Genomic DNA, 26,481 nt, shown 5'->3' with positions numbered 1-26,481 from the left:
GAAGCTCTCTCTAAATTCACCAGAATTTCTACTCAGCTAACGCTGAGTAAATTTGTGCTTAGTCTAAACTCCAATTTCTTAGCCCGCCCATCAGGAACAGGCAAGATGCCTGTTCCACACAATTTAAGTCAACTAAGCCATGAAACACTCAATATTAAGCGTCTATAACACTTTCAATACAGAGCCGATCGCCCATTGGTCATTTGAAGCAGGCAACTTGACGAGCGATCGCCCCGAACTCCCTCCGGCACGCCTAATTGACAGCGTTTGCCGTGATACTGAGCCATTCATATCGTTTCCGAGTGATTCGGAATCCTATATCTATATCCACAAACAGTGCCTAACACATCATACCGATGGAACTATCACAAACGGGCCGCAGGAAAGTTTGCTGCTGAGTGGAGGTTGCGTTACTTTCCCAGTCACTCCTTTACTGGAGATAGGCAAAGAAGACTTTTCTATTTGTGCGTGGATTCGCACGGAAGCTTTCGATACTATTAATAAGCGGATTAAATACTACGACCCTTGCGGTATTGTCCAGATTATCGATCAGCGGATTAAAAATTCCGGCCCTTTGCGGGGCTGGTCTTTCTTTATTGATAGAGGCAGAATTAACCTTCAAATAGCAGATGGGAGGATTTCGGTAAACTATTATGATGACCGCCAAGAAAAAGATCTTCCGTCTTTGCCAGTTGTTAACGATAGCGAATGGCATCACGTTGCGGTTGTTGTGGATCGCGATCAAGCGGATGGAGGGCGCTGGTATGTCGATGGCAAGGAAGTAGGTTTCCGGTTCAACCCAACATATCAACCGGGTTCTATCAGCAATAGTATCCCCTTAACTATGGGTGGCCAATCAGACGATTTTGGTAACACTTTTCAGGGCAATATAGGAGATGTTCGGCTCTACAAACAGGCGCTATCGGCAGCAGATGTGCTGTTGATTTACCGATCGATTCAGTTTCCTCTTAGTAAGAAAATTAGGGAAATTTCATCTAGTGTAAGTCGAGTTAGGGTCATAGCACCAAAACTCAAGTACGCACCTTATAAAATTAGGAGAATTACAGAAAGTCAGGACGAATTCCGCTCCGCACCTTCCTTCTTAGATAGTGCTAAAAGTTCCCTGGACACATACTCGCAGACGCTCGTATACTATCAGCAGTCGCTAAATATTCATAGAGACACCGGCAACCGCTACGGAGAAGCGAACTCTCTGAACAATATAGGCAATTTTTACCGTTTGCGGGGGGAATACTCGCAAGCAATTGACTATCACCAGCAGTCGCTAAATATTCAGCGAGACATTGGCAACCCCAGTGGGGAAGCTGATTCTTTAAACGCTTTAGGCAATATTTATGATGCTTTGGGGGAATATTTGCAAGCAATTGACTGCCACCAGCAATGCCTAAATATTCAGGGAGAAATCGGCAATCCTCACGGAGAAGCTAGTTCCTGGCGCGATTTGGGGAGTGCATATTATTCCCTGGGCGAATACCAGCGGGCGATCGAGTGCCAGCAGCAGTCCCTAGATATGGCGCGAAAAATCAACTCTCAGCATAGAGAAGCGAACTCCTTGAGTGCTTTGGGCCTTACATACATTGCCCTAGGGCAACATCAACAGGCGATCGAATGCTCTCAAGAGTCCCTGACTCTGGCGCAGAAAATCAACAACCGTTATGGGGAAGCCTATTCGTTGGTTACTCTGGGCAATGCTTACAGTAATTTGGGGAATTACTTGCGGGCGATCGAATACTACCAGCAGTCTTTAGATATTCAACAGGAAATGGGCGATCTCTCTGGGCAAGTGGCTTCCTGGCGAAATCTGGGCAATGCTTACCGCTGTTTGGGGCAGTGCCAGCGGGCGATCAAATATAGCCTGAAGAGTTTAGAAATCGCGGGCGGGCTCGGCGAACACGCGTCAGAAGGGGCAACTCTCAACAATTTAGGACTGGCTTTATTTGACTGTGGACAGTTTGCAGAAGCTGAAACATTCCTCCGCAGGGCGATTCAAATTTGGGAATCGCTTCGGGGAAGATTGGGCAAAAACGATAACTTTAAAGTATCTATTTTTGAAACCCAAGCAGCAACTTACCGCCACCTGGAAAAAGCCCTCCTCGCCCAGTCAAAAACAGAACAGGCGCTGGAAATTTCCGAGCGGGGGCGGGCGCGGGCTTTTGTGGAGTTACTGGGTGTTCGGTTATCTGCTAATTCAGATGCGATACCCGATATTAAGCCGCCTACGATCGAGCAAATTAAACAAATTGCTAAAGCACAAAATGCAACTTTTGTAGAATATTCGATTTCTTTTTTAGAAAAACTTTTTATTTGGGTAATTAAGCCGACGGGTAAAATTGCATTTCGCCAAGTTGACCTCAACTATCAACATACTCCGCTCAAAGAGCTGGTTGCCGACTCTCGCGAGTTGATCGGCATCAGAAATCGCGACTTCAATCCCACCCTAAAATTTGACCCAGGCGATTTAGTTAAACTCCACGACGATGCCCCTAATTGGGAACCTTGGCAAGTCATATCTGTTGATGAAAGTCACAGCATTCTATCGCTCTGGCAATCCTCTTTGCCCGAAGGATTGACTATTCCCAGACCTGCAATTGATGTAACAGCAAAAGTGCAATCAAGCCGCACAAATCACCCGCGATTGCAAAAACTCCATCAACTGCTAATCGAACCGATTGCTGGCTTGTTGCCGAAAGTTCCAGAAGCTCGAATTATCTTTATTCCTCAAGGCGAACTGTTTTTCGTTCCCTTTCCGGCCCTGCAAGATGCTGCGGGGAAATTCTTAATTGAAAAACATACTATTCTCACCGCTCCTTCGATTCAAATTCTGGAATTAACCAGCCAAAAACGACAAGAGATTTCTGATGGGGCTGGGGACATTCTAGTAGTAGGAAATCCGACTATGCCCGAAGTTGCTCTAGTACCGGGAAAACCCCCGCAGCAGTTAAGCGATCTGCCGCATTCAGAAACCGAAGCTAACGCGATCGCCCAATTGTTCCAAACCCAAGCCCTGACTGGCAAATCCGCTACCAAAGCTGCTGTACTTCAGCGGTTGCCAAACGCCCACATTGTCCATTTTGCCACCCACGGATTGCTCGATAACATTCGCGGGCTCGGCAGCGCGATCGCCCTTGCACCCGATCGCACTGATAGCGGTTTGCTGACTGCTGAGGAAATTTTGAACCTGCACCTCAACGCGGATTTGGTAGTTTTGAGCGCGTGCAATACCGGCATGGGGCGGATTACCGGCGACGGCGTTATCGGTTTGTCTCGCGCTTTAATTTCGGCTGGTACGCCCAGTGTCATTGTGTCTTTGTGGGCGGTGCCGGATGCTCCTACAGCCGATTTGATGGTGAAATTTTATCAAAATCTCGATCGAACGGGCAACAAAGCTCAAGCCCTGCGAAACGCCATGCTGGAGACAATGCAGCAGCATCCAAATCCCAGAGATTGGGCGGCTTTCACGCTGATCGGCGAAACATAATTGATTAAATTTTGTAAAAAATTGCCAAAACAGCGAAAAAATTAGTTTTTTCGCTGAAAGCTCCACAGAAACTCGATCGCGCCAGGAGCGATAAGTCATGTGTCGATTTAATTTCTTCAAAAAAGTCACGCTTGCGATTGAAATCCGGGCAACCACGGGGGGATTGCCCCTACTGCACAAACTTTAGTCCATTCCTAGCGGACTAAACAATAAAGACTGTTTTCATACACTTGCTCGCTTTCCTAACTTTGCACCATTAACAATAAAGTCAAAAATTATGACAATATCTGCCGAGCGAAAAGCCAAAATTCTGGTTGTAGATGACGACGACCCTATCCGCACTCTCATCTACCGCTTTCTGAATCAAACATATCAAGTACAATTTGCCGCAGACGGCCAAACTGCTCTCGAAATTTTTGAAGAATTTAACCCAGTCCTGGTAATTTTGGATTGGAATTTACCCGATATTAGCGGCTATAAACTTTGCCAAGAAATGCAGAAGCGCACTAATGTTTTAGTCGCGATTCTCAGCAGCCGCACCGCCCAAGAAGATCGAATTAAAATCCTGAAAGCAGGTGCCGATGATTTTATGTGCAAACCCTTCTGTCTTGAAGAATTGGCAGTTAGAGTAGAAGTCTTGTTGAGGCGGGCGAGATCCGTCAATCCGCCCAACCTTGCCTTCGGTCAATTAGCGATCGATTTAGTAAGTAGGGAGGTGAGATTGAAGGAGCAACTTCTAACGCTGACAGCCTTAGAATTTGAAATATTGTGTTTTTTGGCAACTCATTCGGGTAAAGCTTGGAGCCGCCAACAGCTAATCGAAAAAGTTTGGGGGTGGAAATCCAATTATGCAACGGAAGAGCGAGTCGTGGACGTGCATATCGGCCAAATTCGCAGGAAAATGGCTAAAGTTGATGCCGCTGTTCCGAATTTTATTCAAACTGTTCGGGGATACGGTTACACTTTCGCTCCGATCGCTCGCAGGGACAGGGTAGTTGGTAATTGAATCATCATCATAATTACGACTGGTTCCTAGATAGAGCGCGCGAACCAGTTAATTCGCTATTGTCCCACCCCATACTCGTCTTTTTAAAGGGAGTAGGGGTTGAGTAGGGGGCAAGCTAAGGGGGCATCTACGGGGAAATAAAACACGCCCTATAGGAGATCGAGGGGCTAATCAAAACACAGCATACTTCCTCGATTTTCTAAAGTTTGAACCATTAACAAGAGAGTCAAAAATTATGACGATATCTACCGAGCAAAATTCCAAAATTCTGGTTGTTGAGAATGACGCCCCCGTCCGTAATTTCATCGACGGCTATCTGAATCAGACATATCAAGTACAATCGGCTGCCGACGGAAAAACAGCTTTAGAAATCTTTGAGAAATTTAACCCAGTCCTCGTAATCTTGGATGGGAATTTGCCCGATAATATCGGCGTTAAACTTTGCGAAGAAATGCAGAAACGGAAGAATGTTTTTTTACTCGTGATTTTCAGCAGCGTTACAGGCGAAGAAGCTCGAATTAAAATCATCAAAGCAGGTGTTGATGATTTTATCGGCAAACCGTTCAGTTTTGAGGACTTGGCAGTCAGAATAGAAATCTTGTTGAGGGAGATGAAAACCGTCACTCCGCGCAATCTTGTCTTCGGTGAACTAGGGATCGATTTAATGAGTAGGGAGGTGAGATTGAAAGAGAAAACTTTAGCTCTGACCGCCTTAGAATTTCAACTCTTGTATTTTTTGGCAACTTATCCAGGTAAAGCCTGGAGCCGCCAACAGCTAACCGAAAAAGTTTGGGGATGGAAATGCAATGACGCACGAGACGAGCAAGTGGTGGACGTGTATATCCGTCTGATTCGCAGGAAACTGGCTAAAGTCGATTCGGCTGTTCCGAATTTTATTCAAACTACTCAGGGATACGGTTACACTTTCGCTCCGAGCGATCGCAATAACAAGGTAGTTTCTAATTGAATAGTCTGGGGAGGGTGAAGCATTTGGGCATAAAATCAAAGGTGGGAAACATGAATTGTCGCCCAAATGCTCCACCTCTACATCTCTCGAACGGCTTGAGATTATTTGTTGGCGATGTCATCTAACGATTGCCAATTGATATTGTCATTTCGGCCGAAAAGTAAAAACGATCGCAATTAAACCCGCTCCTACCATTGCCAAAGCTGAGGGTACCAAAGGCAGCCACCAACCCCCGATTAGCAAAAACCAGCAAACCCCGCACAAAATCCCCGCAGATGCGATCGCCCCCGACACCACGTGCAGCCTGCGTCGGCTGACAATCGCGATCGCGCTACCAACTGCTGCCCCACCCACAATCCACAGCATTTGGGTCCATTCAGGAGCAATTTGCAGCAGCGGGCGGCGATCCAAAACAGCGCTGATAATTTGACTCGACATTTGCGCTTGAATTAATACCCCCGGCATTTTCTGGGAAGGCGATTCTCCCGCACTGTAAGGCGTCAAAAAATAATCTGGATTGGAAATCGGAGCCGTCACGCCAATAAATATAATTCGGTCTTTTATCAAATTGGGATTGACTTTTCCTTCTAACAGTTCGGCCAGCATGACTCGGCGAATAAAATTTTGAGGCGCTCGGTAATTGAGCATAATTTGAAAACCGCGATCGTCCAAGTTTTGATAAGCGCCTGTACTGCCGTGAATCGGTGCAAAAACTGCATTGCCCAGCCTTATCTTATCTCTGGGAAGAGATTCCGGTTGGATGCCTTTTGCTGCTAGGTAATGGAGGGCAACCCTCGCGCTCAAAGAGTGCTCTGTAGTACAAGGATCGCTGCTGTGCGGCTGCATAAACAGCAAGTGGCGGCGGAGAATGCCGTCGGCATCTGCCACCACATCGCTGAACCCGAGGCGCTCTTTTGGCAGTGCGGGCGGCGGTTTGATGCCGTATTTGTTGGGTTTGCCGGTTTCTTTGACGCTGCACAAACCAATTAAATTTCGATCGCCATGAAAGCGAGCGGCTAATGCTGCATAACCGGGTTGTAAAGGGCGATCGCGGAAGATATCCAGGGCGATCGTTTGCGCCCCATACTGTGCCAATTTTCCCACTGCTTTTGCGATCGTCGCATCCGGCAGTGGAAAGCCGTATTTGTTGATATCCATTTCCGTGGCTTCCACCACCAGCAAACGCGAGTCTGAGCTTTCAGCAGGACGCAGCCGCATCAGTTGGTCAAAAGCTTGCAATTCCCATATCTGGAGCAAGCCCAGCGATCGCGCTCCCATGACAGAAACAGCAGCAGTTGCGATCGCCAACAGCCCGATCTGAAAGCGGCGCAGCCGAGATAAAGATGGCGGATTGCTGACAGTTTCCGGCTCGGGTTTGTGCAGCAACTCTTGCCAAGTTGGCGGCTTGGAAGCCGGATTTTGACAAATAATCGGCAGCCAATCCGCGCCGGGAATTTCTGACTCTAATTCTGCCAATCTTTGCCTCGCGAGGCGCACTGCCACATACAAAGGTTCCCCACTGCAAAAATAGGCGAGAAAATACTTTAAAAAATCTTGGGCCACTCGATCGCACACCGGTTCTCGCATCACGATCGTTTGCGGCATTCCCAAATCTTCCAACTGTCGCGCTATCCCCAATCCGTCGCAAGAATTGATAATCGCCAACTGCAAGCCGCTGCTCACCGCTAGCTTGAAGCCTTGTTTCAGTTCTTCTACTGTTAAACTCTCGGTTTTATTGATATAAAATCTACCCGATCGCCCGGATGTGTCGCTGTCACTGTGTCCGGCAAAAAATAAGATATCCCAGTTGTTTTCCCAAAGTTCTTGACAGATTTCTCTGCGATTTGATTCGACTAAGAAAGAAATTTCTGCCGGTCGCAATCCTGCAATAATATTTCGATCGCGATCGATATCGATGTTTTCAGCATTCCCCAAAATAGCTAATATTTTAGCTTTAGCGCAATTATTTCCGAAATTTTTGTTGACGACCTGCGTTTTTTTATAAGCAGCAGAGCTCAAAGCAATTTCGGCTTTCGGGTAGCGCTCAAAAATATCCCAACAGTACCAAGGCAGCCGCCGCAAATCGATGTCGTCAGTTTTGACTAAAAATCGAATCGTGTCCGACGGCATTAATTGTTCGAGCAATGTTTCTTTGAGTTTGCGAAACGGTTCGGAGTTGAGCCAGCTATTGATTTGCTGGCTTAACTGTTCCCGCAAAAAGCGGCATTTGGACAACTGTTCTGCACGAGAGCCCATAATGCTAATTTCGATCGGCTTAATGCGGAAATCTCCCAAACTGCGGTAGGTTGACTGCCAGCGATCGTAGTGTTCCGCTATTTCTGGTTTCGGAGGCAGGAAGGCTTGGATTGCCACTGCGGGCAGATCTCCTTCCGCGCCGATTTCCAGAGAAACTCGCACCCCTTTTATCAAGTTATCATCTAGCTTCAACACAACTAATTTCGGCATGGCTAACAACTGATAAGCTCAGGCGCATCTAAATTTTACAGTCACGGCGCGATGAAATTCTTGTGGGCTGGGCATCCTGCCCGCCCAAGTTCAATTTCCATGCTGAACAACTTATGGCAAGCGAGCCGCTTTATGCAGCAAAATTCTCTGCAATACAGAGTTCTTTCAGTTTTACCACAACGCTGAAACATTCTCCGCGATCGGCGGCAAATTCTAGAGTCATGTAGCCGTTACCGCTGCCGGCGCAAGCTTCCATGACTGTTTTTCCCTCGCCGTCGGTGACTTTCAGAGTCAGATTGAGCGGCAAGCTGTCTGCCCCGCCGGCGGGATGCACCTGTACTTTAATATTAGTTTCAGTATCGGTTTTTGGTTCGATCGCCACCAGCAAAGCTACCGCTGGGGTTGGTTCTATTACACCCCTCCAGAAATTAGGTTTTTCCTGAACAGAGTCGAGGGTTGCTGATGCTTTTTCCGAGATATCTGCTGTCAGATGGATTATCTTGCCCCGCACGACTGCGCTGCTGTAACGAAAAGCTAAATGAGGTTCTTTTGGCACTAAAATATCTTCTATAGACTGCCAACCAGCCTCAAAAATATTGTGCAGCCACTGGCGCAGTTGTACAGTTTTTCGGCTGCGTTCCAGACAATCCAAATGTTGGATAAATTTGTCAAAACTTTGCAATTTCTCAATCGCTAAGTCCCCAGCTCTTGCAGTTTTCATAAATCCCAGCAAAGTAGCTTGTTGTCGCTTTATATCGATCTCAACTGCTACTAAACCAATGCGATCGTCCGGTATTTCCAACGGAATGTAACAAAACTTGCCAGACTTCAGAGGTCGGCATTCCAAATGGCCTAGTTGAGTTAATTTCAAGTCGGCTGCATCGGTGTAAAGGCGTATGGCCGCGTTCCAACTGTCGCTGGCATTCAAGTCGGTGGGAATGTCCATCATTTCCATGTAATCTTTCACTGCACATACAGCTAAAGTGTTGAAATAAACTTGCTCTTTTTTTTCCGGGGATGTCACTCCGTCAAGATTTGAAAACTTCTGTGCCACCCGCAGGGCTGCGGCTGTAATGGGCAGGGTAATAGATTTTTCTCTGATATTTTCGGTGCTGTTATTCATCACGGTTTTCCTTTTTTACCGATGTTTTTTAGGACAGGAGTTGTCCTGCCTTTATTCCAGATATCCTTGATTTTTGGCAAAATTTCGCAAGCGGGGCAGACATTCTCTTTTATAAAAATTAGGTGCGGTTGACGGCGGCAAGTTAAATTCAAGAGCAATGTTTTTCCAGGGAGTCTCCGGGGGAAGACGCCTCAGAATTAAGGTTTGGCAAGTGACATCGGGGCGTTCTTTGATGTGAACGCTTCTCAATTCCCCCTCCGGATCGGCCCGCACCCATTTTTTTGTCTCTTCTAGGATGGCTAGCGGACTGTCAGAATAAGTCGGCGGGTTTTCGATATTATTGATCGGGTTAATTTCTGCTGAGTCTTCGGAAATCAACGGTAAATCACGTCTAACTTTTTCCTGCGTTTGTTCGATAGTGAAGTCTTTCAGCCGCATCTTGAGATATTTGTCCAGCCAAGTAATGACGCTGCCCAGATTGCGATCGTAAGGTTTGTTTGCGGTGTTCGCTTCGCAAACATTCCGACAAAAATACACCCAAGTTTGCTGTAAAGCATCGTTGTAATGAGGCGTGTCTTCTTGCCAAAGTTTGCCGGATTTTACAATCAGCCTCACTATCTCGCTGAGTTTTTCCCGCCGCATCAAGCTTTTGGGCGGATGCGAACAGGCTTCAGCAACTAGCTGTTGGAGTTGTTGGTTTAAATTGTTTTCCTTATCGTTGGTGTCGGGCATCGGCGAGCGCCTCCTTAAGAGTCTCTGGATGAATGCTGGACACGGCATTTGCTGGTTTAAATTCCAAGATAGAATCCCTAATTTGATTATTCCTGGACGCATTTCAAGGTAATTGTGTCATTGGCAAGTGAAACGAAGAATCTCAAACCCTTGTAACACCGCCCTTGAATGCGTAAGTCCTGTTGATGTTTGGCAGTCGAACAGGTGCTCTGTGCCAATCAGTTATCAGCATCGTGCGATAAAATTTCGCGCAAATTAGGCAAAAAATTTTAAAAATATTTAGTTGACAAATGCCAGCAAATGGGGTAATAAATCGATTTTAGATTGAACTCACGGATGGGTTCTCTGCCTCCTCTGCGGTTTAAATAATTCAGATCTGAGCCGAAACGATATCACCGATCGCCCGAATCTGCCCCAACATCCGCTAGCTGTGCGTATTTCCCTGTATTCCCAATGGCCGACTTGCTTATTTGCCGAGAACTCATATACTTTGTCAAGTTAAGAAAATATTTTTTTGATTCATTCAGGAGCGAGAAAAAAAAATGTACATAGTACAAATTGCCTCGGAGTGCGCCCCCGTCATCAAAGCAGGAGGTTTGGGCGACGTAGTTTACGGTTTGAGTCGGGAGTTAGAGAATTCCGGCCACTGCGTCGAGGTTATTCTACCCAAGTACGACTGCATGAGGTACGACCACATTTGGGGACTTCACGAGGCCTACCGGGATCTGGCTGTGCCCTGGTACGGCGGCGAAATCCTCTGCGATGTCTTGTGCGGCTGGGTGCACGGGCAGTTGTGTTTTTTCATCGAACCTCGCTCTCAAGATAACTTTTTTAATCGCGGCTGTTATTACGGGTGCAATGACGACAATATGCGGTTTGCATTTTTCAGCAAAGCCGCTTTGGAATTTTTGCTTAGAAGCAACAAGCGTCCCGATGTGATTCACTGTCACGATTGGCAAACTGGTTTGGTGCCAGTCATGCTGTTTGAAATTTACAAATACAATTGGATGGAAAATCAGCGAGTCTGCTATACCATTCACAATTTCAAACATCAAGGCATGGGAGGTGGCGATATTTTGCAAGCCACGGGTTTGAATCGAGATGATTATTATTTTGAGTACGATCGCCTCCGAGATAACTTTAACCCTTTTGCTATCAACTTTATGAAAGGGGGCATTGTTTACTCGAACTTTGTCACCACGGTTTCGCCGCACCACGCCTGGGAAGCTCATATGGGCGAGTTCGGCTACGGTTTGGGCCACACTTTGCATTTATATCAAGAGAAGTTTCGCGGGGTGCTCAACGGCATTGATTACGATGTGTGGAATCCAGAAAGTGATGGCTATATTCCGCACCACTACACTAAGGATGATTTGGCAGGAAAAGCCAAAACTAAAAAAGCTTTGCGCGATCGGCTGTTACTGCGCGATGCTGACAAGCCTATTATTACCTTTATCGGTCGTTTGGACGACCAAAAAGGCGTTCATCTCGTCCACCATGCAATTTATTACTCTCTGAGTAAGGGAGCGCAATTCGTGCTTTTGGGTTCCGCGACGGAAGCGGGAATTAACGCGCATTTCCAGCATGAAAGACAGTTTTTAAATGATAATCCAGACTGCCATTTAGAGCTAGGTTTTAATGAGGAACTGTCGCACTTAATTTACGCCGGTGGGGATATGATTGTGGTTCCCAGTAATTACGAACCCTGCGGGCTGACTCAGATGATCGGGTTGAGGTACGGTACTGTTCCTGTGGTGCGGGGAGTTGGCGGTTTGGTGAATACTGTGTTCGATCGAGATTACGACACCCGCCACCTCCCGGAAGAACGCAACGGTTACGTGTTTTACCAAACAGACTACTCGGCTTTAGAGTCGGCGCTCGATCGGGCGATCGGATTGTGGTATGACTATCATGATGAATTTGAAAAACTCATGCTTCAAGGCATGAATTGTGACAATTCGTGGAAATATCCAGCTAAAGACTATGTGGAAATTTACGACCTAATTCGACACAAATAATCCTTAGGGTATCCAGTGTGCACCTTATTAACTGTAGGGTTCGCACTGCTAGCCCGCTTGTTGGTGGCTGTTGAGCCTGGTCGCGAAGTCTGACAGTGGATACATGGCGGTGACGAGACTCGCCATGAGGTAACTTTTGCTTTGTTTTTGGGAGCGCGAGGTGGTTTAAGGAATCTTTTTAAATTTACCCTGTGGGCCAAATCTAATAAAACCTCTGGAAGTTGTTGTCGCTGGCAATTAGTAAAAGCACTGTCTGCCATCAAAGGGCAGACAGTCAGAAACATATGGGGGATAGGGCTGGGGAGTTTTTGGAGATGTCTATTGCAAACAACTGTTGTGATACCTATTGAGCAAAAATCTTTGTCATAAATACAGTCCTGGACGCATCAATACCTTCATAAGCAAATTTTTTGGCGTTGCATAATAGCAGCATGATTTTGATTTTTTTTGTGGATGGGCCCATCAGCCCGAAGGCGTGTATTTTCACAGCAGGCGGGACACCCTACAATCATCCTCAAATTGAGCAACGCCACATTTTTTGCCTAATCGGCGGGCTATAACAAAGTCTTTTCGTAAAAAAATTGCCGGTTGAGCGAAGTCGAGACGGGATTTCTGACGACGGGTGCCTCACCCCTAAAATAGTTACGCTCTCGATCATCAAATAAGAATTACTTGCATTAATATAGTAAAGCAATGGCTATAGATGGCTGTAGATACACCATCGTGTCAATTACCAGATGAAAAAATCTATTATTATAGAACAATGAGCATTTCTCGGCGTATTTTTCTTGCCAGCGGTACAGCAATGGCTGTCGTGGCAGTGGGGGAACTAAGCAAAAAAGCCCCTGTCGCAGCCCAAACCGGCACTCTCAACCTTTATTCAGCACGTCACTACGACACTGATAATGAGTTGTACCAAAGCTTCACCAAAAAAACTGGGCTCAAGGTTAACCTCGTTGAAGCGGAGGCTGACCAACTAATTGAACGGATCAAAAGTGAAGGTGCAAATAGCCCCGCTGATGTTTTCATCACGGTGGATGGTGGGCGTTTGTGGCGGGCCAAACAAGCAGGTATCCTGCAACCTGTGTCTTCACAAGTGCTGACATCGGCAATTCCAGCAAGTTTGCGAGATCCTCAAGGTTTCTGGTTTGGTCTATCGCGCCGGGCACGGGTGATTGTTTATAACAAAAGCAAGGTGAACCCTGCCCAGTTGTCAACCTATGAGGCGCTGACAGAACCTCGGTGGAAAGGCAAAGTTTTAGTGCGATCGTCCACTAATATCTATAATCAGTCTCTTGTTGGGGCTATGTTAGCCGTTCATGGAGCTCAAAAAACAGAAGCTTGGGCGCGAGGATTGGTAGCTAATTTTGCGCGTCCTCCAGAGGGAAATGATACAGCGCAAATCAAGGCGGTTGCTGATGGGGTAGGCGATATTGCCATTGTTAATACCTATTATGTAGCTCGCTTAATGAAATCGAAAGATCCAGCAGAACAGGCGGTCGCGGCGAAAGTAGGTGTATTTTTCCCGAACCAGCGCGATCGAGGTACTCACGTCAATATTAGTGGTGGGGGTGTAGTCAAAACCTCGCGTAACAAAGCAGGCGCGACCAAATTCTTGGAACACCTAGCCAGTCGCGAAGCGCAACAAATTTTTGCTAGGGGTAATTATGAATACCCTGTGATTTCAGGTGTGGCGATCGATCCTGCAGTTGCCAGTTTTGGTACATTCAAATCTGACCCTCTCAACCCTGATGTGTTTGGGAAAAATAACGCCGACGCTTTAAAGATTGCCGATCGCGCCGGCTGGAAATAGAGGCTTTTGGAACAAGAAGCTACTCTTGGTGATTCGGCGGTTGAAACCGCCGAATTCAACCAACTTTAATTTTTAATTTTTAATTGTACCATCCGGCATTATAGCCCCTTTCAGGTTTGCCCCTTTCAGGTTTGCCCCTGTCAAATCAGCACTATTTAAGTCAGTTTCACTTAAATCGGCGTTACTAAGATTGGCATTATTCAGTTTTGCGCCTCGCAAAAAAGCCCCCTTGAGATTTGCATTACTCAAATCAGCATTTGTGAGATCGGCCCCAAATAAACCTGCTTTTTCCAGAGAAGCAGCTTTTAAATTTGCACCTTTGAGATTGACGCTATCGAGTAAGGCTTCATTAAGTTTTATTTTTTCTAGCACAGCACCTTCCAACTTAGCACCATTGAGATTAGCGCTTGTTAAATCAAGGTTGCTTAACTTAGCGGCACTCAGATCGCATCCTGGACATTGCTTAGTTTTTTGTAATGTTTCGAGAGGACTAGCCGCCTGTTTTTGGCATCCAAACGTGACAAAAATAGTAAGTAGTAAGAAAGAGATTGTGCCAGTCGTGCGGGTAAACATTGCTAATTTTTTATTAATCATCTTGATTTGTAAAGGGATAATTTTAACCTTTAACTGTTAACCGTTAACTCTGTTGAAGAATTGCGCGATCGCGCAATTTTCCAACTTAATAAAATTACCGGTAACATCCCCACTAAAACAATTGCCAATGCTGGGCCAGAAGCTTCAGCCAATCGTTCATCTGAGGCAAGTTGATAAGTTCGCACCGCCAAAGTATCAAAGTTAAAAGGTCTAATAATTATAGTAGCAGGTAACTCTTTCATTACATCAACGAATACTAACATCATGGCAGTTAGTAAACCTCCGGTCATCATTGGTGTATGAACTGTAACTAAAGTTTGCATCGGACTATAACCCAAACTTCTCGCCGCATCATCTAAATTAGGCTTGATTTTGCTCAAACTTGACTCCACCGCATTTAAAGAAACAGCTAGGAAGCGAACTATATAGGCAAATACCAAAGCTGCGATCGTACCACTTAACAACAAGCCTGTTGAAATCCCCCAGTTTTCACGCATCCAACTATCAAATAGATTGTCAATTTTTCCAATTGGAACCATAATCCCCACTGCAATCACCGAACCAGGTACAGCATAGCCCATTGCCGCAACTCTCGTTCCTAACTGCACTCCTAAATTAGGATATAACCGTAAACCATAAGCCATAATCAAGGCAATAATTACGGCTAAAAGGGCTGTCAGGGTAGCCAAAATTAAACTATTACGGGCAAAGATCCAAAAGCGTTCATCTAAAGTGACTTGCCAATTAGCTAAGGTCAACTTGACTAAAAGACCTGCTGGCAATAAAAAACCAAAAAATAGCGGCATAAAACAAGCAATTACCGCTAAAACCTCCCGAATTCCTTTAAGCTGATAAGTTTGCAGTTGGCGATAGCGACTGCTAGCTTGATAATATTTTGTCCGACTGCGCGACCAGCGTTCTACTAAAATTAAACCCAGAACAAATAATAATAGCATCGCAGCTAGTTGATTGGCTGCAATTCGTTCTCCCATGCCAAACCAAGTCCGATAAATACCTGTGGTGAATGTATCAACTCCAAAATACTGAACAGTGCCATAATCGTTGAGAGTTTCCATCAAAGCCAGTGCTAAACCTGCAACAATTGCGGGTCTTGCCATTGGTAAGGCAACTGTAATAAAACTCCGCCAAGGACTACAGCCAAGTATTCTACTAGCTTCTAGGGTACAAGTGGATTGCTCCAAAAATGCAACTCTTGTTAATAGGTAGACGTAGGGATATAAAACTAAGATTAGCATTAAGATTGCTCCCGGGAGCGATCGCACGTTAGGAAACCAATAGTCTCCATAACTCCAGCCAAAAATATAACGCAAAGCAGTTTGAACTGGGCCGGAAAATTCTAAAAAGTCTGTATAAGTATAAGCTAGCACGTAAGCTGGGGCCGCTAAGGGTAACAGTAATGCCCATTCAAATAGGCGACTGGCCCGAAAGCGACACATTGTTACTAGCCACGCACATCCTACGCCAATCACGACAACACCAAAGCCTACGCCGATCATTAACAATAAAGAGTTGACTATATAACGGGTTAAAACTGTATCGGTTAAATGTTGCCATGTATCTTTAGCTTCAAAAAAGATACTGGATAAGACACCGATCACTGGTATGGCGATCGGCAATGCTAAAGCGATAACCGCAAGTGTCCACCCACTAGCGGATAAACTGCGTAAGGTCGATCGCCCTTGGATTGTCCTGATTCCTGTTTGCTGTAGTGATTGTTGGGAATTTTTCATCGCTAGTAAAAAGTCTAGCTTGCTAGCTTATCAGTAGGTGTAAACATTTGTCAAGTCTTTATGACAATTTCTCTCACTAAACTGGTTTATTGTAAAATAGTAAGTTGTTGATTATTTATAGCAATAATGGCTCGACCGACAATTCTGCATTTGGATGGAGTAACAAAACAGTATGCCCAAGCAGCATCACCTGCGGTGGCATCTGTCACCCTGACATTACATCAAGGAGATATACTCGGGTTGTTGGGGCCATCGGGTTGTGGGAAAACAACGTTGTTGCGGTTAATTGCTGGTTTTGAACAGCTACAAGCAGGGACGATCGCTTTAGCAGGAAAAACTGTAGCCAGTGTTAATATGTCAGTTCCGCCGGAACAGCGAGACATTGGTATGGTGTTTCAAGACTATGCACTATTCCCCCATTTGACAGTCGCGAAAAATGTAGCTTTTGGCTTGACGCATCAAGGAAAAGAGTCAAAGCATAATATTCAGAAAGGTGTCGCAGAAGCATTAGCGTTGGTGGGATTAGAAGGATTGGAAAACCGTTATCCCCATGAATTATCGGGGGGTCAGCAACAGCGAGTAGCCCTGGCCCGTGCTTTAGCGCCTAGACCTGCGATTATTTTACTAGATGAACCATTGAGTAATTTAGATGTACAAGTACGGTTAAGATTGCGTCAGGAAGTCCGCGAGATTCTTAAAGCAACGGGAACCTCTGGTGTATTTGTCACGCACGATCGCGAAGAAGCACTTTCGATTTCAGATTGGGTAGCGGTGATGCGTCAAGGCCAATTAGAACAGTTTGGGACTCCAGAGGAAGTTTACCTACAACCAGCATCTCGATTTGTGGCTGAGTTTGTGACGCAAGCTAATTTTGTGTCTGCATCGCTAAAGCAGGATTTTTGGGAAACAGAAGTAGGTTGTTTTGCTGTAAAAAAAGATTCATTTGTAAAAGTTCCTTGTGATCCTTCTACCGAAGGAGAATTGATGATCCGGCAGGAAGATTTAAGTTTATTCTTAGATGAAGATTCGGCTGTTGTGGTTTGCGATCGACAATTTTTAGGCAGAGAAAATCGTTATTGTTTAAAAACTCCGTCTGGCGAAAAGTTATATGCACTTACAACCACAGGAAATGTTTTTCCCATTGGTTCTAAAGTTCGGTTATCTTGTGGTGACAATTCTCCCTTAGCTTTCTTTGTCGGTAAGCCTAAGCCATAGCTAATGGCTAATTGCTAATTGGGAAAAAATCCTCCCCCTCTTCCCATCTCCCAGTCTCCCCCTCTTCCTTCTTCCTTCTTCCTTATTTAACAGGACTTACGCAGCCACACTAGATTTAGGGTGCCGAAAAATTGCGATCGCCTACAACTTCTTCCGATACATGATATAATGGGCTACAGAACATGGGGGTAGCATAATATGGCTAATGCGACTCATTGCATAAATGAGTAGATGGAGGTTCGATTCCTCCTTCCCCCCACAGATATTTTCTGGGTTATGACAAATGAGGAAATCTTGGAGCTTTATAAGCTGCAAAGCTGTAATGTAAGAAAGTTAAATCAAGTCAAGGATAGTCTAATTAAGGATATAAACTTTTACCTAAGAAAATCCGATAACTTTCAGGTAGAGGTAAAAACCAAGCTTTTAGCTATTCTGTATGTTGCTTGGTCTGAAGCTCAATTTATTCAAATAGTTTACACTCCCTCCGCATTTTCTCCATCAGAAATTGACAATATTAAGAATACTAAAGATCATAAAGGAATTTCTGAGGGATGGGAAAAGATGGTTGATTTAGCTCTACAAAAGGTTGGTGAATGGTCAAAAAACTCAGAGTTGCAAAATAGAAGGAAAAAACTATTTGAAATTATTAAAAATTACATAAAGTCTCCTAGTGTTTTGAGAAACAAAATTGCTCATGGGCAATGGTTTCATGCTTTGAATAGAGATAATACTGCCCAAAATATCGACTTAACGAAGAAGTTGGCAGAACTGGATTCTGTAGAACTAGATAAGCAATTTGAAGTTCATAAATACTTAGGTTTAATTATCCGAGATTTAGTTCAATCCCCAAAGAAAGGTTTTCATCAGAACTATTGGGTTCACATGACCGCCTTAGAAGGATATCTTGATAAAACCCGAAACTGGAACATTGAGTCTAAAAAATCTAAGCTATTCTTGAAGCCTATAAATATTAAAGATAACTGATTACTTATGTCTCTTCTATGAGCACCAAAGCATCTTAATGCTTGCGTGGGTAGAAACGGCGACCCTCTGGTAATGCCAGCCAGCATCCTTGCAAACAACAGTGTCGTTTTCAATATCAAAGGCAATAGCTATCGGCTGATTGTGGAAATTCGCTATGACAAAAGGTGTGGGTTGCTGCTGAATGCAACCGTTACATTTTTTGTCAATAGATGAAACGCGATCGCCTGCAACCTCTTCCCCTCGCCCGCTTTATTTCCCTAAAGCCTCAAAAAATACAGCAACCACCAAGGATTAAATCAGATCCTGATCGATCGCCTGCGATCGCCAATATGCCGCCAACCCCCTCAGCAACCAATTCCCCTCGCTATCCCACCAGTCTAACCATTGCTGAGTCTGATTTTGATAACTGCCGAACCATAGGCCCAATTGTACTCCTATAAGTTCGATCGGGTAGTGAAGAAAACAATATTAAAAAATAAAAGCCTTTCATCCCCGGACTTTAGTCACCGGGATGAAAGGCTTTTGCAGGTTTTAACCAGCCATTAATCTTGTTGGTTTGACAGATTTAAGCTAATTTTATTCAGATGAAAGTATGTTAAATTTCGGACTTTTGTCCTTGCGATTCTGGAACAGCAACTTCTGAATCTGGCTGATTGAGAGCCATTTCTAGAGATTTTGCAATCTCGACTGGCTCGGGAGTACGCTTAGAAAATCCCCAGACAAACATCAAGACAATACTGGAAACTAGCAGCCATTGCGGAGGAACTAAATCCGGATTAATTACTTTCACCAACAACCGCATTCCCACGAACCCAACTGTGATGTAACCAGCACTTTCTAGGTGAACGAACTCATCCAGCCAGCGGATGAACAACCCGGCCATGAATCGCAGGGCAATAATTCCAATAGTAGCACCTGTTACGACGATAAAAGTGTTATCAGAAACAGCGATCGCAGTAGTAACGCTATCCAATGAAAACGCTAAATCCGTAAAAGCAATCATGGGAATTGCTTGCCACACAGACGCAAATCTGGGCCCGTGATGTTCTCCTTCGGAGTCTGTATCTGAAGTAAAATGTTGGAAAACAAGCCACAGCAGGTAGAGAGCACCAAGCAGTTCAAACTGCCAGTATTGAATTACCCAAGTAGCCGTTAAAATTAGGGCTAGCCGCAGTACAAAAGCAATTATCAAACCCAAGTTGAGAGCTTTTTGCTGATCCTTGGCATCTTCCAAACCTTTAGAAATAGACGCCAGGGCGATCGCGTTGTCAGCCGAAAGTACAGCTTCCAAAGCCACCAAAACCAACAATAATAAAAAGCCGTCAACTCCAAAATTGGGTGAAGCGTCGAGAAATTGATCTAGCATTAACTATTTTGTGCACCTAAGATTGGCAAGTGAAGAGCGCAGCGCAAATTACCCGCTCTGTCTAAAATTAGTGTCACCTTCATTTAAATCTTAACCTAACGCGGTAATTCTGTGGGAGGCGATCGTCCGAACAACGTCCGAAGGAAGCAGTCCCAGGAAACAAGGAAAAATTCTGGCGTTGCACAATTTAAGGAGGCTTCTGGTGGGTTAGGCGTCCCGCCTGCCGTGAAAATACACGCCGGGCTCCTGCGCCCATCCCACAAAACAATCACAATCATCCCGTAATTATGCAACACCAAAATTCTCCCCCTCCGACACTCAAAAACTGCGCCACTAGGCCACTCGGCCACTCGGCCACTCCTCCCCGGACGCACCATTTGTGTTGCAAGTTGTAACAAATGATTCCCAAAAGCGCCAATTTGTCTCAAATTAGTGAAAGCTCGTGCCCGCGAAAAGGAGTTTTGCGAATATGTCTTTAACAGATACCCAAGTCTACGTAGCGCTCGTAATTGCTTTGATTCCCGGAATCATGGCTTTCCGGCTGTCAACTGAACTGTACAAATAGTTTCCAGACACCAGTTGCGAACCGCAAAATGCCTGCCTGACCAGTTAAATCTCTCGCATTACAGATACAGACAATGGCTGCCCCAGTGCAGTAGATTGTTTGTGTTCAGCAAGACGAGACTGCAAGGGCAGGCATTTTTATGGGGAAATTCCGTCTTCACGCCTCACTTTGTCTTAACAATTGTGGCTGTCAGCACCCTGACAAACAGCGGCGAGTGTGCGTTAAGCTCAGAATTTGCTCTTTGAACTCTAAAACGTCAGTCTCAGGTATTTGAAAAAACATTATGCAAGCGATTCAACCCACCGTTACCCCACTGCGTCCTGTAAAAAACTCCCCTCGGGTTACTCCTCGTCGCAGCAGCAGTCGCCAGCGTTCCTACCCTCACCAAACCCTCGCGGCAGAAACAGGCGTCAAGTTGGCAGTCAACATGGTACTTTCAGTCTGTGCCACTTCTGCTTTGCTTCAGCTTTGGCCTCACTACCGGGCGGTGCAAGAAAAATTGCACGAAATCCAAGCTGAAGTCAATCTTACCCAAGGGCGAGTAAATCAGTCGCGATCGGACTTTAACCGCTACTTTGACCCCAGCCTTGCTAAAACTGTGATGCAAGAGCAAAGCAACCAAGCTGACCCGCAGCAGCGTCCGGTGATTTTGCAAGAAGCCGAGGTACCCGACGCCGAGGAATCAACCCCGCAACCTTAAGGGAAGCGGAGTTTTGGGTTTTGATATCACGTCCGATAGCATCATTCTTTTATGTCATTGCTTCGCACAGCGAACAATGACAGATGAATCTGTCGGACGTGATATCACTTTTGAGTTAAAGAGTTTTTAGGATCGTTGTTGTCTGTCCTTGCGAACGAAACGCAGAGACAGACTTAGACCTGTGTATTGATGCCTGGTGCAAGCTCAAAACTTCAAACTCCGGCTTATACTGACTTTGCCAGCACGGTTTTATCTTTAAGTAGTTGCAGTGCAGCTTGATATTGCAAGTCTGCTTCGGTGCCAATCTGATCGCGCGCGATAGGTTCCCAAGGCACTACGCGATCGGGCGCAATCCCCAGCTTGTTAATATCTTTATGGTTCGGTGTCTCGTACTTAGCAACAGTCACGGCCAACCCGGAACCGTCAGACAAATCAAACAGCGACTGGATCAGCCCTTTGCCAAAAGTATTTTCTCCTACCAGTTGAGCTCTGCCGTTATCTTGCAGCGCACCAGCCAAAATTTCGCTAGCACTGGCACTTCCCTTGTTCACCAAAACAATCAGCGGATCGTGAGTTAGGGCTTGTCCAGAGGCTTCAAAACTGCCGAGAATGCCTTGTCTGTTCACCGTGTAGACGATCGTCCCGGAATCGAGCCACAGGCGGGCAATTTCAATCCCAGCTTGCAACAGTCCCCCCGGGTTGTTCCGCAGGTCGAGAATGTAGGCGGCGGCTCCTTGTTTTTCCAAGCGGTCGATCGCGCGAGCGACTTCCTCAGTAGCGTTAGCACTGAATTGACTCAAGCGAATGTAGCCCAGCGGCAAATTCTCCGACCCCGACTGCAATTCGGCGTAAACCGGATTCAGAGCAATGCGATCGCGCACTAGCTCAATTTCCTCAGCAGCGTCCCTTCCCTCGCGCCCCAAGGTCAAGGTAACGGCAGTGCCGATGCGGCCGCGCATTCGAGTTGCTGCTTCGTCTAGGCTCAATTCTGAGGTAGGAGTGCCATTAATTTTCAGAATGCGATCGAGGGGTTGGATGCCAGCTTTATCCGCCGGTGAGCCGGCTAAAGGAGCCACCACTGTCAGGGTATTTGTCTGGGGGTCGATCGCAATTTGCAGCCCCACTCCCGTCAATTCTCCCGAAGTGTTAACCTGCAAGCTGCGGTACTGTTCGGGTTTCAGCAGTCGAGTGAAGGGGTCGTCTAGATTCGCCAGCATCCCCTGAATCGCCGTGTAAGTCTGCTGTCTGTCGTTGAGCGGTTGTTTAACGGCTTTTTCGCGAATCGACCACCAATTGTGATTGTTGAATTTGTCATCCACATAAGAGCGATTGACAATTCGCCAAGCTTCGCTCAAAAGCTGCTGTTCTGGAGTTAGGGCCGCCGCAGGCCCGACCCACCCGCCTAGAACCAGGGCGACTTGGAGGAAAAGTAAAATAGCAATGTGGAAAACTCGTCTGTGCATGATTGTTCCGTAAAATACCAGTAAGTATTACATTTTATGTATTTTACGTTTGTACGCTGGGAACGCTGTTGCAGATTTAATTCGCCTTTTGCACGATCGCGAGCGTCCCGCTGGCACTTGTAAATAAATATAAGCGATCGCAGCTAACTCCAATCTCACCGGCACTGACGGCGACGACAGCCTCTCCGGCGACAGCGGCAGCGATACAATAGCCGGCAAACGTGGCAATGATACTCTCAGCGGTTTGGGCGGCAATGACTGGATACACGGCAATCAAGGCAATGATTCCCTCGACGGTGGCGACGGCGATGACACTGTTTACGGCGGCAAAGAAATCGATAATTTGTTCGGCAATAAAGGCGAAGATATCGTATTTGGAAATCGCGGTCAAGATAGCTTGAGTGGAGGTGAAGGCAATGACAGTCTTTACAGCGGTCAAGCTAGCGATATCTTGCTGGGCGGTAACGGGTCGGATTTTCTCAGCGGTGAAAACGGCGATGACAGTTTGAGTGGAGGAAATGGGAGCGATCGCTTCTTAATTTCCGCCAATTATGGCAGCGATATCATTTTCGATTTTGAAGTCGGCATCGACTTCCTCGCACTTGCAGACAATTTAACCTTTTCGCAACTTTCTATTATCCCTAGCCACACTGCCACTTTAATCAGCTTGACAGCAACTGGTGAAATTTTAGCTGCTATCAGTGGCGTGACAGCTAACCAAATTACCCTTGCCAATTTCAGTTAAAGGATTAGGGACACAGGTAAAGATTGTGTCCCTCCAGAAAATTATTTTTGTAGTAAGGGTTTCAGTTTTTTGTGACAGATTTAGGTGAATCAATACTTGCATCCCTTACTACAAAATGTCAATCAACACTAAAGTCCTTACAAAATCCAAAACCCCAAATTAAAACTTCCAAATTGACTGGACGGGAACCATCCAAAATCTAAAATCCCAAATCTAAAATTGAGTTACTGTACTTGTGAAATAGTTTTCAGAAGTACCAATTTATGGTAGTTATATGCGGTGACAATCTCGATAATTTGCTAGCCGATGAAATTGGCGATGATTCCCTGTGCGGGCTTGGAGGCAATGATACTCTATCTGGTGTGGGTGGTAATAACACTTTAGACGGCGGAGAACGAAATGATAGTCTCGCAGGTGGAGTCGGTAGCGATCGCCTTTTGGGCGACTTTGGTAACGACAGTCTCAGCGGTCGCGAAGGCAATGACAAACTTGAAGGAGGTGCCGGCAATGATTTTCTTGAGGGTGGCGAAGGCGCGGATTTAATCACAGGAGAAGACAATAACGACAGTATCTTGGGAGGGGCTGGTAATGACTGTCTTAACGGCGGTCAAGGCAATGATACGGCGATCGGAGGAGATGGAGACGATCGCTTGTTTGGTGGCAGCAACAACGACTTGCTAATGGGCGGCAAAGGTAACGATCGCCTGTTTGGAGAAGGTGGCAATGACACTCTAATAGGTGACTTAGATAATGACTACATCAACGCCAATGCAGGAGACGATTTGCTGGAGGGAAATCAAGGCAGCGACACCCTGATTGGCGGGCCAGGTAATGACATCATATCGGGTTACAGCTTGTAATCAACTGGAGAACAAATCGATCATTTAATTGGGCAAAGTGAAGCTGACATATTTGTTCTCGGTTCATTAAATACCAGCCCTTACCTCTTCTATGGCGGTGAAGGTGGCCATGCCATTATTATTCAGGATTTTAACCGGGGCGAAGGCGACAAAATCCAAGTCGTTGGCTTCATACAAGATCGTAACGGTTCTCGCTTCTTCTCTTACCGATTTGAATCTTATGATGGCGGTACGAGACGGGGAACTCGGAGATTGGTCGGATCGGATTTAATCGCCGATGTTCAAAATATTACTGATGTTAATCTATCAGATTGCGCGATCGTTTCGACTGGGTTTTCACCGCCATCGCGAGACTTTCCATCCTTCCCGTCTCTTCCTGAAATTCCCTTCCCGATACCGCCGCTTCCCTCTCCTTTCTCGCCACTGCTGCCAGTTTTTGTGGAAAGTTTGCCTTCTTTTCAATTGTGATAGGACTTTACGGACGGGGGTAATCACCCGCTTTTTTTACGGAAATACGCAGGTTGCACCCAGCAGATGCTGTTAGAAAGGACTGAAGTCCTTACTACAAAACAAGATTCGGTTGTACGATCCAACCGGTTCGGGTGACTCGACTGACATTGAGGGCCTTTGGGGCAGAAAGTGAAGTTTTACGATCGAGATGAAATTTGGCCTCTCCCCCTAAACCGGTTTCCGGCTCGGACTGCTTTCTGTAGCTTAGCCCTCCTCCCATACCACCTTGGGCGGATGTTGAGATTCCGAAAAAAGCGTTTTAAGCCTCCACAAACCTATCGCGCGTGTGAAAATTGCACGGCAATTATGTTACATTTTTTATCACAGTCTGGAATTCGATCGGGCAACGCCAGCGAGTAGGGACAAGCCACCGCTTAGTTTCCCAGGGCTTGCAGGCGATCGCACAATAGAGTTCCTTTCGTCAGCTCCAAATTTAAAAAATAGCCTCAGGCATTTGCTAGTAAAAGCAAGCTGCTCGGCGCGGGGCGACAAAAAACCTTGTGGCTGCTGCCCTGAACCTCAACCACAGCAATATTCTTTTAGGAATTCTGGCTCCATGTTTTCTAAACAAATCACCGACTCAAAAACCTACCAGTGGTTTGAGGAACGCCTGGAAATTCAGGCGCTCGCCGATGACATCACTACAAAGTACGTACCCCCGCACGTCAATATTTTTTACTGCTTGGGCGGAATTACTTTAGTTTGCTTTCTGATCCAGTTTGCCACCGGCTTCGCCATGACTTTCTATTACCGTCCCACGGTAGCAGAAGCTTTTTCTTCAGTGCAATACCTGATGACTGAAGTCAACTTCGGCTGGCTGATCCGCTCCATCCACCGCTGGTCTGCCAGCATGATGGTACTGATGATGATTTTGCACACCTTCCGGGTTTACCTGACCGGCGGCTTCAAAAAGCCCCGTGAATTAACCTGGGTGACAGGAGTAATCTTGGCAGTCATCACTGTTTCTTTCGGCGTGACCGGCTATTCGCTGCCTTGGGATCAAATCGGTTACTGGGCAGTTAAAATCGTTTCCGGCGTCCCCGAAGCTATCCCGTTTGTCGGTTCTTTGATGGTTGAACTGCTGCGCGGCGGTGTCAGTGTCGGTCAAGGCACTTTGACTCGTTACTACAGCTTGCACACATTTGTGTTGCCTTGGCTGATTGTAGTCTTCATGCTGGCTCACTTCTTGATGATTCGCAAGCAAGGTATCTCTGGCCCGTTGTAAGTTTTGAGTTGTGGGGGCGGTATTTTTTTGGCCCCCCGCTGAGTTTTGAGTTGAAAATTCATAATTCATCGCTCATGATATTTATTTACGGCTAATACTTCCTGCGATCGCGCCGCTGATTCAAACTAACGAATACAGCGGAATGGCAGCCCCGGGTAAAACTAAAAGGAGAACACTGTTACTATGTCTATTCTCAAAAAACCTGATTTGAGCGATCCCGCGCTCCGCGCTAAGCTCGCTAAGGGCATGGGTCATAACTATTATGGCGAACCAGCTTGGCCTAATGACTTGCTCTACGTTTTCCCTATAGTCATCATGGGAACGTTTGCTCTGTGCGTCAGTTTGGCCGTACTAGACCCGGCTTTGGTTGGGGAACCTGCTAATCCTTTTGCTACTCCGCTGGAAATTCTGCCGGAATGGTATTTGTGGCCTGTGTTCCAACTCCTGCGCGTTTTGCCTAACAAATTGTTGGGTATTGCTTGCATGGCTGGCGTTCCCGTTGGCTTGATTTTGATTCCGTTCATCGAGAGCGTTAACAAGTTCCAAAATCCGTTCCGCCGCCCTGTTGCTACTACTGTTTTCCTGTTGGGAACTGCGGTAACTCTGTGGTTGGGTATTGGTGCTATTTTCCCGATCGACAAATCTTTCACACTGGGTCTTTTCTAAGATTTAAGTTTGCTTGATTTTGACGCCTGCGGATTTCCTGTAAAGTGCTTTTGTACTGGTGGGAAACTTTAGCGGGCGTCATTTGATTTTAGATTGGTGATTTTAGATTGGTGATTTTAGATTGGTGATTTTAGATTTATATAGCAATCCTATATGAATTGTGAAAAGGCATCAAATCTTTTCAAGTTAGGAAAATTGAAAAGATTATATTTA

General features: G+C 45.9%; 22 protein-coding genes, 1 tRNA gene and 2 pseudogenes. 16 read left to right on the top strand and 9 right to left on the bottom strand.

Going from position 1 to position 26,481, the window contains the following annotated elements; translation table 11 throughout:
• Nucleotides 1-139: 139 nt before the first annotated feature.
• The 3 genes from QUA62_RS26005 (at nt 140) to QUA62_RS25995 (ending at nt 5,472) form a co-directional block, all read left to right on the top strand.
• Entirely contained in the window at nt 140-3,499 is a 3,360-nt protein-coding gene (locus QUA62_RS26005) for a CHAT domain-containing protein (RefSeq protein WP_333407638.1), read from the top strand.
• A gap of 277 nt (nt 3,500-3,776) precedes the next feature.
• A complete protein-coding gene (locus tag QUA62_RS26000) occupies nt 3,777-4,505 on the top strand; it encodes a response regulator transcription factor (RefSeq protein ID WP_333407636.1) in 729 nt (242 codons plus the stop codon).
• A 235-nt stretch (nt 4,506-4,740) separates the two neighbouring features.
• On the top strand, nt 4,741-5,472 hold the full coding sequence (locus QUA62_RS25995) for a response regulator transcription factor (RefSeq protein WP_333407635.1): 732 nt from the start codon (nt 4,741-4,743) through the stop codon (nt 5,470-5,472).
• 144 nt (nt 5,473-5,616) lie between these two features.
• Here QUA62_RS25995 and QUA62_RS25990 read toward each other — a convergent pair whose 3' ends face one another.
• The 3 genes from QUA62_RS25990 to QUA62_RS25980 all read right to left on the bottom strand — a co-directional run bounded on the left by QUA62_RS25990 (nt 5,617) and on the right by QUA62_RS25980 (nt 9,793).
• Nucleotides 5,617-7,938, bottom strand: a complete 2,322-nt coding sequence (locus tag QUA62_RS25990) for a CHASE2 domain-containing protein (protein ID WP_333407634.1) — start codon at nt 7,936-7,938, stop codon at nt 5,617-5,619.
• Between the two features lie 130 nt (nt 7,939-8,068).
• On the bottom strand, nt 8,069-9,061 hold the full coding sequence (locus QUA62_RS25985) for a DUF1822 family protein (protein ID WP_333407633.1): 993 nt from the start codon (nt 9,059-9,061) through the stop codon (nt 8,069-8,071).
• A 51-nt stretch (nt 9,062-9,112) separates the two neighbouring features.
• The gene (locus tag QUA62_RS25980; protein ID WP_333407632.1) at nt 9,113-9,793 is read right to left on the bottom strand and encodes a sigma-70 family RNA polymerase sigma factor; all 681 of its coding nucleotides are present in this window, start codon (nt 9,791-9,793) and stop codon (nt 9,113-9,115) included.
• 542 nt (nt 9,794-10,335) lie between these two features.
• Here QUA62_RS25980 and glgA point away from each other — a divergent pair.
• Together glgA and QUA62_RS25970 are read left to right on the top strand one after the other, a co-directional pair.
• Complete coding sequence (gene glgA, locus QUA62_RS25975) at nt 10,336-11,811, top strand: glycogen synthase GlgA (protein WP_333407631.1); 1,476 nt, start codon at nt 10,336-10,338, stop codon at nt 11,809-11,811.
• Nucleotides 11,812-12,574: 763 nt separating this feature from the next.
• Nucleotides 12,575-13,624, top strand: a complete 1,050-nt coding sequence (locus tag QUA62_RS25970) for a Fe(3+) ABC transporter substrate-binding protein (protein ID WP_333407630.1) — start codon at nt 12,575-12,577, stop codon at nt 13,622-13,624.
• Nucleotides 13,625-13,696: 72 nt separating this feature from the next.
• Here QUA62_RS25970 and QUA62_RS25965 read toward each other — a convergent pair whose 3' ends face one another.
• Both QUA62_RS25965 and QUA62_RS25960 read right to left on the bottom strand, forming a co-directional pair.
• The gene (locus QUA62_RS25965; RefSeq protein ID WP_333407629.1) at nt 13,697-14,218 is read right to left on the bottom strand and encodes a pentapeptide repeat-containing protein; all 522 of its coding nucleotides are present in this window, start codon (nt 14,216-14,218) and stop codon (nt 13,697-13,699) included.
• Between the two features lie 29 nt (nt 14,219-14,247).
• A complete protein-coding gene (locus tag QUA62_RS25960; protein ID WP_333407628.1) occupies nt 14,248-15,969 on the bottom strand; it encodes an iron ABC transporter permease in 1,722 nt (573 codons plus the stop codon).
• Nucleotides 15,970-16,095: 126 nt separating this feature from the next.
• Between QUA62_RS25960 and QUA62_RS25955 the strand changes: the two genes are divergently transcribed.
• The 4 genes from QUA62_RS25955 to QUA62_RS25940 all read left to right on the top strand — a co-directional run bounded on the left by QUA62_RS25955 (nt 16,096) and on the right by QUA62_RS25940 (nt 18,381).
• Nucleotides 16,096-17,184 (top strand): ABC transporter ATP-binding protein, encoded by a 1,089-nt coding sequence (locus QUA62_RS25955; protein WP_333407627.1) that lies wholly within the window; start codon nt 16,096-16,098, stop codon nt 17,182-17,184.
• A 184-nt stretch (nt 17,185-17,368) separates the two neighbouring features.
• Nucleotides 17,369-17,443 (top strand) — tRNA-Cys (locus tag QUA62_RS25950).
• A gap of 17 nt (nt 17,444-17,460) precedes the next feature.
• Nucleotides 17,461-18,168 carry a hypothetical protein gene (locus QUA62_RS25945; protein WP_333407626.1) on the top strand — a complete coding sequence of 236 codons (708 nt, stop codon included), beginning with the start codon at nt 17,461-17,463 and terminating at the stop codon, nt 18,166-18,168.
• Between the two features lie 72 nt (nt 18,169-18,240).
• Complete coding sequence (locus QUA62_RS25940) at nt 18,241-18,381, top strand: type II toxin-antitoxin system HigB family toxin (RefSeq protein WP_333407625.1); 141 nt, start codon at nt 18,241-18,243, stop codon at nt 18,379-18,381.
• Between the two features lie 126 nt (nt 18,382-18,507).
• On the opposite strand, the pseudogene QUA62_RS25935 reads toward QUA62_RS25940, so the two are convergent.
• Together QUA62_RS25935 and QUA62_RS25930 are read right to left on the bottom strand one after the other, a co-directional pair.
• A pseudogene (locus tag QUA62_RS25935) lies at nt 18,508-18,624 on the bottom strand (Uma2 family endonuclease); the annotation flags it as partial.
• 139 nt (nt 18,625-18,763) lie between these two features.
• Nucleotides 18,764-19,534: a TerC family protein gene (locus tag QUA62_RS25930; protein WP_333407624.1), complete on the bottom strand. Its 771-nt coding sequence runs from the start codon at nt 19,532-19,534 to the stop codon at nt 18,764-18,766.
• Between the two features lie 469 nt (nt 19,535-20,003).
• Between QUA62_RS25930 and psaM the strand changes: the two genes are divergently transcribed.
• Entirely contained in the window at nt 20,004-20,099 is a 96-nt protein-coding gene (gene psaM, locus QUA62_RS25925) for a photosystem I reaction center subunit XII (protein WP_190660159.1), read from the top strand.
• A gap of 283 nt (nt 20,100-20,382) precedes the next feature.
• The gene (locus QUA62_RS25920) at nt 20,383-20,799 is read left to right on the top strand and encodes a slr1601 family putative cell division protein (protein ID WP_190660161.1); all 417 of its coding nucleotides are present in this window, start codon (nt 20,383-20,385) and stop codon (nt 20,797-20,799) included.
• A 224-nt stretch (nt 20,800-21,023) separates the two neighbouring features.
• Here the strand turns inward: QUA62_RS25920 and ctpA are convergent, their stop codons facing one another.
• The gene (gene ctpA, locus QUA62_RS25915; protein ID WP_333407623.1) at nt 21,024-22,262 is read right to left on the bottom strand and encodes a carboxyl-terminal processing protease CtpA; all 1,239 of its coding nucleotides are present in this window, start codon (nt 22,260-22,262) and stop codon (nt 21,024-21,026) included.
• Nucleotides 22,263-22,398: 136 nt separating this feature from the next.
• Here ctpA and QUA62_RS29535 point away from each other — a divergent pair.
• The 3 genes and pseudogenes from QUA62_RS29535 to QUA62_RS25900 all read left to right on the top strand — a co-directional run.
• Nucleotides 22,399-22,638: pseudogene (locus tag QUA62_RS29535) on the top strand (calcium-binding protein); the annotation flags it as partial.
• Between the two features lie 21 nt (nt 22,639-22,659).
• The gene (locus QUA62_RS25905) at nt 22,660-23,007 is read left to right on the top strand and encodes a hypothetical protein (protein WP_445301720.1); all 348 of its coding nucleotides are present in this window, start codon (nt 22,660-22,662) and stop codon (nt 23,005-23,007) included.
• Nucleotides 23,008-23,270: 263 nt separating this feature from the next.
• On the top strand, nt 23,271-23,867 hold the full coding sequence (locus tag QUA62_RS25900) for a calcium-binding protein (RefSeq protein ID WP_333407621.1): 597 nt from the start codon (nt 23,271-23,273) through the stop codon (nt 23,865-23,867).
• A gap of 298 nt (nt 23,868-24,165) precedes the next feature.
• Here the strand turns inward: QUA62_RS25900 and QUA62_RS25895 are convergent, their stop codons facing one another.
• Nucleotides 24,166-24,291: a hypothetical protein gene (locus QUA62_RS25895; protein WP_333407619.1), complete on the bottom strand. Its 126-nt coding sequence runs from the start codon at nt 24,289-24,291 to the stop codon at nt 24,166-24,168.
• A gap of 642 nt (nt 24,292-24,933) precedes the next feature.
• Between QUA62_RS25895 and petB the strand changes: the two genes are divergently transcribed.
• Entirely contained in the window at nt 24,934-25,602 is a 669-nt protein-coding gene (gene petB, locus QUA62_RS25890; RefSeq protein WP_006633252.1) for a cytochrome b6, read from the top strand.
• Between the two features lie 183 nt (nt 25,603-25,785).
• Complete coding sequence (gene petD, locus QUA62_RS25885) at nt 25,786-26,268, top strand: cytochrome b6-f complex subunit IV (RefSeq protein ID WP_190660167.1); 483 nt, start codon at nt 25,786-25,788, stop codon at nt 26,266-26,268.
• Nucleotides 26,269-26,481: the final 213 nt, after the last annotated feature.

This window comes from Microcoleus sp. MON1_C1 (assembly GCF_036701945.1).
Lineage (GTDB): Bacteria > Cyanobacteriota > Cyanobacteriia > Cyanobacteriales > Microcoleaceae > Microcoleus.
Note: the sequence above shows the minus strand (reverse complement) of the source record. Positions and strands in the feature narration are given on the sequence as shown.

Bases quoted from the DNA above. Each gene is read 5' to 3' on its own strand.
- QUA62_RS26005 (WP_333407638.1), top strand. From the start codon at position 140: ATGAAACACTCAATATTAAGCGTCTATAACACTTTCAATACAGAGCCG.
- QUA62_RS26000 (WP_333407636.1), top strand. From the start codon at position 3,777: ATGACAATATCTGCCGAGCGAAAAGCCAAAATTCTGGTTGTAGATGAC.
- QUA62_RS25995 (WP_333407635.1), top strand. From the start codon at position 4,741: ATGACGATATCTACCGAGCAAAATTCCAAAATTCTGGTTGTTGAGAAT.
- QUA62_RS25990 (WP_333407634.1), bottom strand. From the start codon at position 7,938: ATGCCGAAATTAGTTGTGTTGAAGCTAGATGATAACTTGATAAAAGGG.
- QUA62_RS25985 (WP_333407633.1), bottom strand. From the start codon at position 9,061: ATGAATAACAGCACCGAAAATATCAGAGAAAAATCTATTACCCTGCCC.
- QUA62_RS25980 (WP_333407632.1), bottom strand. From the start codon at position 9,793: ATGCCCGACACCAACGATAAGGAAAACAATTTAAACCAACAACTCCAA.
- glgA (WP_333407631.1), top strand. From the start codon at position 10,336: ATGTACATAGTACAAATTGCCTCGGAGTGCGCCCCCGTCATCAAAGCA.
- QUA62_RS25970 (WP_333407630.1), top strand. From the start codon at position 12,575: ATGAGCATTTCTCGGCGTATTTTTCTTGCCAGCGGTACAGCAATGGCT.
- QUA62_RS25965 (WP_333407629.1), bottom strand. From the start codon at position 14,218: ATGATTAATAAAAAATTAGCAATGTTTACCCGCACGACTGGCACAATC.
- QUA62_RS25960 (WP_333407628.1), bottom strand. From the start codon at position 15,969: ATGAAAAATTCCCAACAATCACTACAGCAAACAGGAATCAGGACAATC.
- QUA62_RS25955 (WP_333407627.1), top strand. From the start codon at position 16,096: ATGGCTCGACCGACAATTCTGCATTTGGATGGAGTAACAAAACAGTAT.
- QUA62_RS25945 (WP_333407626.1), top strand. From the start codon at position 17,461: ATGACAAATGAGGAAATCTTGGAGCTTTATAAGCTGCAAAGCTGTAAT.
- QUA62_RS25940 (WP_333407625.1), top strand. From the start codon at position 18,241: ATGCCAGCCAGCATCCTTGCAAACAACAGTGTCGTTTTCAATATCAAA.
- QUA62_RS25930 (WP_333407624.1), bottom strand. From the start codon at position 19,534: ATGCTAGATCAATTTCTCGACGCTTCACCCAATTTTGGAGTTGACGGC.
- psaM (WP_190660159.1), top strand. From the start codon at position 20,004: ATGTCTTTAACAGATACCCAAGTCTACGTAGCGCTCGTAATTGCTTTG.
- QUA62_RS25920 (WP_190660161.1), top strand. From the start codon at position 20,383: ATGCAAGCGATTCAACCCACCGTTACCCCACTGCGTCCTGTAAAAAAC.
- ctpA (WP_333407623.1), bottom strand. From the start codon at position 22,262: ATGCACAGACGAGTTTTCCACATTGCTATTTTACTTTTCCTCCAAGTC.
- QUA62_RS25900 (WP_333407621.1), top strand. From the start codon at position 23,271: ATGGTAGTTATATGCGGTGACAATCTCGATAATTTGCTAGCCGATGAA.
- petB (WP_006633252.1), top strand. From the start codon at position 24,934: ATGTTTTCTAAACAAATCACCGACTCAAAAACCTACCAGTGGTTTGAG.
- petD (WP_190660167.1), top strand. From the start codon at position 25,786: ATGTCTATTCTCAAAAAACCTGATTTGAGCGATCCCGCGCTCCGCGCT.